Here is a 7,574-nt window from a genome sequence, read left to right as displayed (position 1 = left end):
ACATGGGCCGCCTCGATCGGATCGCGCGGCATGGCCAGAAGACCGGCAAGGATGAGGATCGCAAAGACCGAGGTCGACGACCAGACTTCGGCGACGGTGATCGAAAACAGCGCCAGATTGCCATCGATGAGCCACGGGATCGCCTGGTCGGTCAACCCGAGCGATTGCAAGCCATTGTTGATCAGGCCGATATTGTCATTGAACAGGAACTTGAACTGGAAGCCGACGAGCACCGGCGAAAACATCATCGGAAACATCATCATGGTCCGCAGCAGCCGTTGACCGCGCACGGCCTTGGAGACCAGCAGCGCAAGACCGAGGCCGAGCAGCATCTCGGCATTGAGCGCAATCGTCAGGAACAGCACCGTGCGTCCGAAAGCCACCCAGAAATCCCAGCTTGAAAAGACGGTGAGATAGTTGCGCAGGCCGATGAAGACGTAGAGCGATTCCGGCTTGGTCAGGCGGAACGGTGTGAAGCTCGAATAGAAGGAGAGCGCCAGCGGCACGACGACGACCGCCGCCAGGACCAGGAACGCCGGAAACAGCAAGAGCACCGGTGCCGATAATCTGGATAGTTTCATGTCGCGCCCTTTGATTTGCGCCGGAAATTAAAAGCGGCGCCACGGCAAAGCCATGGCGCCGCAACAGTTCAATCAAAGCTTGCCGGCATCCTGCAGGATGGTCGTGGCCTTCTCGGCAGCGCTATCGAGCGCCTGCTTCGATGTCTTGTCTCCGAGGATCGCAGCCTGCAGTTCCGGATAGACCGAGTTGGAAATCTCGATCCACTCAGCGGTCTGCGGAACCGGGAAGGCGTGCTTTGCCGCTTCCTGGAAGGCCTGCAGCACCTCGGTCTTGTAGGCATCGCCCTCAGCAGCCTTGATGTTGTAGTCCCAGACGGCGCTGCGTGTCGGCAGCGGACCGGTGGCGGATTCGAGCTTCTGGCTGTCTTCATTGGTCAGCCACCAGACAAGCGACGCGGCTGCTTCCTTGTTGGCGCAGGCTTCCGTGACCGAGAAGCCGTGGTGGCCGGACCAGCCGGTGCGCTTGCCGGACGAACCGGCCGGCTGAACCTTCACGCCGACATTGCCGGCGACCTTGGAGGATTTCGGGTCGTTGAAGAAGCTCGCCCAGCCAGGCCAGTCGAGGTTGACGGCGATCGAACCGGAGGCAAAGCCCTGGCCGAGATCGTCCCAGAGATAGTTGGTGGTACCGGCCGGAACGGCCTTGTCCTTGTAGAGCTTGACGAACCAGTCGAGCGCGCGCACGCCAGCGTCCGAATTGAAGACCGGGCGGCCATCCTTGTCGAGATATTCRCCGCCTTCGGCGACCAGCATTTCATAGAAGCGGCCGTTGATCGCCTCTTCCTTGCCAGCGAACTGCGTGCCGTAGAATGTCGGCGGCGACGAGAAGAATTCGGCCTGGTCGGTGACCTGTGCCCAGGTATCGGGCGGCGTCAGTTCGTAGCCGTACTTGGCCTTGAACGCCGTTTTCTTGGCTTTGTCCTGATAAAGGCTCTTCTGGTAGTAGAGCGCCGAAACGTCGAACTGGGCACGCGGCAGCATCACCAGCTTGCCGTCGAGCGTCGAAGCGGCAATCAGCGCCGGTACGAACTTGGCGATTTCCTCGGCCGGGATCAGCGGCGTCAGGTCGGTGTAGATATCCGGATATTGCGGCGCGAATGACGAATGGTTCGAGCCGACGCACCAGCTGAGGCCGCCGGTGGCGATATCCGACTTGATCTCCTTGTCGAGTTCGAAATGGTTCTTTTTCGAGAGAATGTTGACCTTGGCGCCCGTCGCCTTTTCCCACTCGCCGATGCGCTCATAGAGCTTTTCATATTGCTGGCCGCCGATGAGCTTCGCATCGATGGTCACACCGTCGAATTTGCCGGGCAGGTCTGCGGCCTGTGCCGCGACCGAGCAAGCAAACATCATTACCCCGGCAGAAACGCCGGAAAGCAGCTTGTTCATGATTTCTCCTCCTCACGTCCACACCATCCCAATGGCGGGAATTCCTCATTTGTGAGGAATTGATTTATATACAAACAGCAAATGTGCCCTTGCGTCAAGGCGCAACTTTGCTTTGTCGAACAGGCTTCATGCGTATATGAAGTAAATCATTCACAGGGGGAGGGTGTTCATGGATGCTGACGAATCCGATCGTTACCGCGCGCCGGCGCTGGACAAGGGGCTCGATATTCTCGAGCTTCTGGCTGGCGTCGATGGCGGCCTGACACAGGCCGAGATTTCCAAGAAGCTGGAGCGCAGCCCGAACGAATTCTACCGCATGCTCGACCGGCTGGTGCGTCGCGGCTATGTCACGCGGATCGATGGCGACCGCTACTCGTTGACGCTCAAGCTATTCGGCCTGGCGCAACTGCACGCGCCAGTCAGGCGGCTTGCATCCTACGCGACACCGCTGATGCGCGACCTTGCCCAGCGCAGCCGTCAGGCCAATCACCTTGCGGTCTTCGACCGCGGCTTTGCCGTCGTCATCGCCCAGCAGRAAGCACCGGATTACTGGGGTATCTCGATCCGTGTCGGCTCGCATATCAGCCTGTTCGATACGGGGTCGGGCCATGTGCTGCTCGCCTTCCGCACCGAAGAGGAGCGCCAGATGATGATTTCCGAACACGTCAAAAGCCAGTCTGAACCGCCGCTGTCCGATGATTTCTTCGAACGGCTCGATCGGATCCGTGAGCGTGGCTACGAAATGATGGCCAGCGCTCAGACCGCCGGCGTCTACAATCTGTCTGCACCGATCCTGGGGCCGGACGGACGCGGCATTGCGGCGCTGACCTGCCCCTACATCGCGCTGGTCAACGCTCCGTCGGCACCCGATATCACCGAGAGCATCGCGCTCCTGCAAAAGACCGCAGCACAGCTTTCGCTGCTCGCCGGATCGGACGTCAACTACACGGAGTAAGGCTGTTTCAGCACGCTTACTCCGCACTTTGGAAGGAAGAATTTTTCCTGAAATTCTTATTTGAATGATATCTTCTTGTGTGAAATAGTTGGCCGCAAACGCCTGGGAGGAGCCTAGAGGATGATCATCGACACCCATTTGCACCTGATCGACAGGGCAGCCCTTGCCTATCCGTGGCTGTCGGGCGTACCGGCGCTTAATCGCGATTTTCTCTATGAAACCTACGCAACCGAGGCAAAGCGCTGCGGGATCGGATCAGCTCTCCACATGGAAGTCGATGTCGACACCGCGCAGGTCGAGGCTGAAATCGACTATGTCCAGGCCCTCTCTGGCCGGCCGGAAAGCCTGATTGCCKGCGCGATCGCCGCTTGCCGTCCGGAAGAGGCCGGCTTTGCCGCTTATCTCGAGCGCCAGAAAGCGAACCCGTTCGTCAAGGGTTTTCGCCGCGTGCTACATGTCGTGCCCGATGATGTCTCGGAAGGCGCCCTGTTTCGCGAAAACATCAAGCGGCTTGGCGGAACCGGCCTGACATTCGATCTTTGCGTCCTGCCGCACCAGATTCCGAAGGCGATTGCGCTGGCGGACCTCGCGCCGGACGTTCAGTTCATCCTGGATCACTGCGGCGTCCCGGCAATCGCCTCGGGTGGGGTGCAGCCGTGGCGGGACAATATGACCGAGGTCGCCAAACGCTCGAACGTTACCGTCAAGATTTCCRGTGTCGTCGCCTATGCTGAGGCCGAGAGCTGGTCGGTCGAAACGCTGCGTCCCTATGTCGAACACACGATCGCGCAGTTCGGCTGGGACCGCGTCGTCTGGGGCAGCGACTGGCCGGTCTGCACGCTTGGCGGCAGCCTGTCGACCTGGGTGGCGGCGACCCATGCGCTGCTGGCCGGATGTTCCCAAGGTGAGCGCGACAAGCTGCTGTCGGGCAATGCCAAAAGGCTTTGGCGCCTCTAGCAAGGCGGCCGGCGTTGTCCGCCGGCCCACTCTCTATCGAAAGCTCTTTTCGAACAACCGATTGATATCGCTGACGACGGTTCTTGCTGACTGACGCTGCAACAGGCCTTCATTGAGACGATCGGATGCCGATTGCTGGAACGCCATATAGCCGTCGTGGCGGGGCCTGACCCAGGCCGCATCGAGCGTCGCGCGGGTGGCGCGATAGAAATCGGTCGTTGCCTGATTGACGATGTTGTCTTCCCATGCGTCCGCATGGCCAGGCTGCCCGCCGGCGGTGGCATAATCGGCTTTCTGGATATCGCCGCTGGCGATCCAGTAGGCAAAGTCGATGGCAGCATCCGGGTTTTCGGAAAAGGCCGAGACGGCAATGCCGGTTCCGCCCAGCGCCGAGCCGATCGGTCCGCTATTGCCCGCTGGCGGAATATCACCGAAACGGATGAGGCCTGACCGAAAACCGCTTACGGAATAGCTGACATAACCGTAGATCAGCGGCGCTACGGCGGCATTTGTCCCCGGTTGCGCCATGCGCTCAAGTACCGCGATCGGATCCATCTCGAAACAGGCCGGGTCGACCAGATCGGCGATCTCGCGCAGCATTTCGAAAACCTGGGTGCCGGTCTCGAGGTCGATCAGTTCACCGGGACCATTGACGGCGCAAGGCCGCCCGAGATTGCCGCAGAGCGTGTAAAAACTCATCAGCGAATGGGGCGGGCGCAGCGGAACAAGGACTTTTCCGGCTCGCGCCAGTTCGAGCACCCCGGCCCAGCTGACGGGCGGCGTGGCCAGCAGATCGGGCCGCCAGGCCTGCACCTGTGTTGCCGCATCGATCGGGAACGCCCATTGACGGCCCTGCCAGGCATAGCTCGGATAGGATTGCCCGATGCTGGCGGCCGCCAACGCTGCTCGCTCGCTCTCGCGTCCGGCGACATCCAGCGGCAGCAGGCATTTCTCGTGGGTGACTTGCCCGACATGCGGGTGATCGATGACGATGAGATCGAACTGCCGCGCCAGTTCCTCGACGGGAAACGTCTCGAAATCCTGCAGCGAGCGCTTTTCCCATTCGACCGTGACGCCGGTTTGATCGTACCAGCGCTGCGCGCAGGCAGCCATCGGATCGTAACCGCGCGGGTGGTTCCAGGTCATGCCTTTGAGTGTGATGGTCATAGGCCGAACTCGTCACGGATGGCTTGGCTGTGTTCACCGATGCGCGGTGCGGCGCGGTCGACCTTGGCCCGCACACCGTTGACGCGGAGCGGCGAGCGGGTCGTTGTGATCGAAATATTGTCCTCGCGGGTGACGGTTTGCAGCATGTCGAGAACCTGAAACCCTTCACTGGCCAGAAGCTCGTTCCAGTTCAGAACGCGGGCGCACCAGATGTCGGCCGGTTCGAGAATTGCCAGCCATTCATCGGTGGTCCTGGTGGCGATGCGCGTGGCGATCAGCGCCTTGATCTCGTCACGGGCGGTAAACCAGCTGGCGGAGTTGTCGCAGTAGGGCGCCAGTTCCTCCATGTTGAGCAGGTCGGCGAGCTTGGGGATCGGCGTCATGGCGATGGCGAGATAGCCGTCGGCGGCCGCATAGACGCCGTAGGGTGCCGAGAGATAGGCGTGCGCACTGCGGAAATTCGCGCGCTTCGGCAGCCGCCGGCCATCGTTGAGATGGGTCGTCAGAACCTCGAACTGGAAATCGACAAGCGCTTCGAGAAGGCTGGTCTCGACATGGCTGCCGGTGCCCTTGATGCTGCGCCGGACAAGCGCTGCGAGAATGCCCTGCGCCAGCGCAGCCCCCGCCAGCATGTCACCGATCGCCAGACCAAACGGCACCGGCCCCTGGTCTTCGTCGCCGTTCAGCCACATCACGCCGGAACGCGACTGCGCCAAAAGGTCCTGTCCCGGCCGCTTGACCCAGGGGCCTTCCTCGCCGTAGCCGCTGATCGACGCGTAGACAAGCAGCGGATTGATCTTCCGGACGGCCTCGTAATCGAGCCCAAGCCGTTCGATGACGCCGGGCCGGAAGTTCTGGATCAACACGTCGGCCTTGCTCAGCAACGTCCGCAACGATGYGAGATCCTTCTCGTCCTTCAGGTCGATGGAAAGGCTTTCCTTGGCGCGGTTGATCGCATGGAAAATGGTGGAATCGCCGCCGATCTCGGTGTCGCTGAGATAGAGACGCCGCGACAGGTCGCCGCCATCGGGCCGTTCGATCTTGATGAYGCGGGCGCCGAGATCCATCAGGCGCAGGGAACAATAGGGGCCGGACAGGAACTGGCTGAGATCGACGACGATCAGGCCGGCGAGGGGAAGGTCGGTATCGGCTGACATTATTCTTTTTCCGTCTTGCCGGCAAAATCGGCCGGGTTCTTGTATTTCACCGTCTGCAGATGCTCGCAGTAGAGCACCAGTTCGCCTTCGCCCTTGAACACCTCGTAGCTGGCGCGGATCAGGCCCATGTCCTTGTAGCGCGGCCGCTTATCCAGGTTGGTGCGGATCGTGTAGATGGTGTCGCCGATGAACACCGGCTTGATGAAGCGCAGCTTGTCGTAGCCGTAGGAGAAGGCGTTGACGCAATTGGTGGCCACAAGCCCGAGGCCGGCGGAAAACACGAAGGCGCCGGCGATCAGCCGCTTGCCGAATATGCCTTCGCGCTCGGCAAACATCTGGTCCTGCACGTAAGGGTGGATGTCGGTGACCAGCATGTTGAACATATGGCTGTCGCCCTCGGCCATCGTGCGCCGCAAGGAGCGGATGCGCTGGCCGGCCGGCCAATCCTCATAGAGCCAGTTCTCAGCGTTCCAGACCGGAAGCGAAGCATGGTCCGCTGGCATGTCCGAAGGGCGGGTCGAGGAAACGCCCACGGTTGGCACGGCGGCGCTCATAGCATGAACTCCGCGCAAATCGTGGCCGGCCGGGTGATGTCCATGTGCTCCCTCCAATTTTCTTATGTAAAGAAGATTTTCACATATGGATGATTTTTGCAAGCGCCAACCTTATTGCCTGAGGGATGCCTTTGCCCGGCGGCCGGGCGCGCCCGGTGTGTAGGGGGGCCTCACGGTACGAAAAGGAAAGCGCTGAAAAGGGATCGGCGCAGCGGCGTGCGATGCCGCAGACGGCCTTGATGCGATGCCGGGAATTACCGGCCGGCATGCCGCATCAACTCTTTATCCCGCCTGACATGGGACTTTCGACGCTAATATTGGCAAAGGCCGGCGATGGATACGAAGCGTTAACTATATGCTTTGTAAATCAGAATCACCAACATGGAGAACCGCCGGATGAGTGCTGCGTTGATGGATGTGCGTTTTTCGGAAACAGAAGAACGGGTCGTACCGTTTCCTTTGTCGGGACAGGCAGGCACCATCAGGCGTTGCGCCCGCGAGCTGGAAAATGTCCATGGCGACGAGGCTCTGCAGTACTGGAAAACCGAGTGCCGCGTTCTGGCAGAAGGCTTGAGAAGGCTGGGATGCTCAGAAGACGCGATCCGCACGCAAGTGATGTCCTTCCAGACTGAAGTCCAGGTGGAAATGATGCGCCGCTATTCGGACCGCCTCGCCGCAGAAGCTCAGGACGGCTACACCCTCAATTCTTGAAGCTCCAAAGGTGCTCTGCCCCGGGAAGACACAGGTTTGTGCGGTGATAGACCACCGGGACGCCGGCGCGGTGTCCAAACATCAAAGCAGATAGCAAAAAGGG

General features: G+C 60.6%; 8 protein-coding genes. 3 read left to right on the top strand and 5 right to left on the bottom strand.

Translation table 11 applies throughout. The annotated features are described in order from the left end of the window. Both AC1D17_RS17935 and AC1D17_RS17930 read right to left on the bottom strand, forming a co-directional pair. On the bottom strand, positions 1–581 hold a 581-nt coding region (locus AC1D17_RS17935), incomplete at its 3' end, for a carbohydrate ABC transporter permease (protein ID WP_477566704.1). 72 nt (positions 582–653) lie between these two features. After that, the gene (locus tag AC1D17_RS17930) at positions 654–1,970 is read right to left on the bottom strand and encodes an ABC transporter substrate-binding protein (RefSeq protein WP_477566703.1); all 1,317 of its coding nucleotides are present in this window, start codon (positions 1,968–1,970) and stop codon (positions 654–656) included. A gap of 169 nt (positions 1,971–2,139) precedes the next feature. On the opposite strand from AC1D17_RS17930, the gene AC1D17_RS17925 reads away from it, so the two are divergent. Further along, positions 2,140–2,925, top strand: coding sequence for an IclR family transcriptional regulator (locus AC1D17_RS17925; protein ID WP_477566702.1), 786 nt, complete (start codon positions 2,140–2,142; stop codon positions 2,923–2,925). Between the two features lie 120 nt (positions 2,926–3,045). Further along, positions 3,046–3,882, top strand: coding sequence for an amidohydrolase family protein (locus tag AC1D17_RS17920; RefSeq protein WP_477566701.1), 837 nt, complete (start codon positions 3,046–3,048; stop codon positions 3,880–3,882). Between the two features lie 33 nt (positions 3,883–3,915). Here AC1D17_RS17920 and AC1D17_RS17915 read toward each other — a convergent pair whose 3' ends face one another. Genes AC1D17_RS17915 through AC1D17_RS17905 form a run of 3 tightly spaced genes read right to left on the bottom strand, consistent with a single transcriptional unit; the run spans position 3,916 to position 6,760 of the window. Then, a complete protein-coding gene (locus AC1D17_RS17915; RefSeq protein ID WP_477566700.1) occupies positions 3,916–5,049 on the bottom strand; it encodes an extracellular solute-binding protein in 1,134 nt (377 codons plus the stop codon). After that, positions 5,046–6,206: a CaiB/BaiF CoA transferase family protein gene (locus AC1D17_RS17910; protein WP_477566699.1), complete on the bottom strand. Its 1,161-nt coding sequence runs from the start codon at positions 6,204–6,206 to the stop codon at positions 5,046–5,048. Before AC1D17_RS17910 ends, AC1D17_RS17915 begins: the two co-directional genes overlap by 4 nt. Continuing rightward, complete coding sequence (locus AC1D17_RS17905; RefSeq protein ID WP_477566698.1) at positions 6,206–6,760, bottom strand: MaoC family dehydratase; 555 nt, start codon at positions 6,758–6,760, stop codon at positions 6,206–6,208. The genes AC1D17_RS17910 and AC1D17_RS17905 overlap by 1 nt, the downstream gene beginning before the upstream one ends. A 396-nt stretch (positions 6,761–7,156) precedes the next feature. Between AC1D17_RS17905 and AC1D17_RS17900 the strand changes: the two genes are divergently transcribed. Continuing rightward, positions 7,157–7,471 carry a DUF6074 family protein gene (locus tag AC1D17_RS17900; protein WP_477566697.1) on the top strand — a complete coding sequence of 105 codons (315 nt, stop codon included), beginning with the start codon at positions 7,157–7,159 and terminating at the stop codon, positions 7,469–7,471. Positions 7,472–7,574: the final 103 nt, after the last annotated feature.

The organism is Pararhizobium sp. P1_E7 (genome assembly GCF_056405855.1).
The sequence above is the reverse complement of the archived record's forward strand: the minus strand, read 5'-3'. Positions and strand labels throughout refer to the sequence as shown.

What these genes read in the sequence shown, in the direction of transcription:
- AC1D17_RS17905 (WP_477566698.1), bottom strand. Translation starts at nt 6,760, where the DNA reads ATGAGCGCCGCCGTGCCAACCGTGGGCGTTTCCTCGACCCGCCCTTCG.
- AC1D17_RS17900 (WP_477566697.1), top strand. Translation starts at nt 7,157, where the DNA reads ATGAGTGCTGCGTTGATGGATGTGCGTTTTTCGGAAACAGAAGAACGG.
- AC1D17_RS17915 (WP_477566700.1), bottom strand. Translation starts at nt 5,049, where the DNA reads ATGACCATCACACTCAAAGGCATGACCTGGAACCACCCGCGCGGTTAC.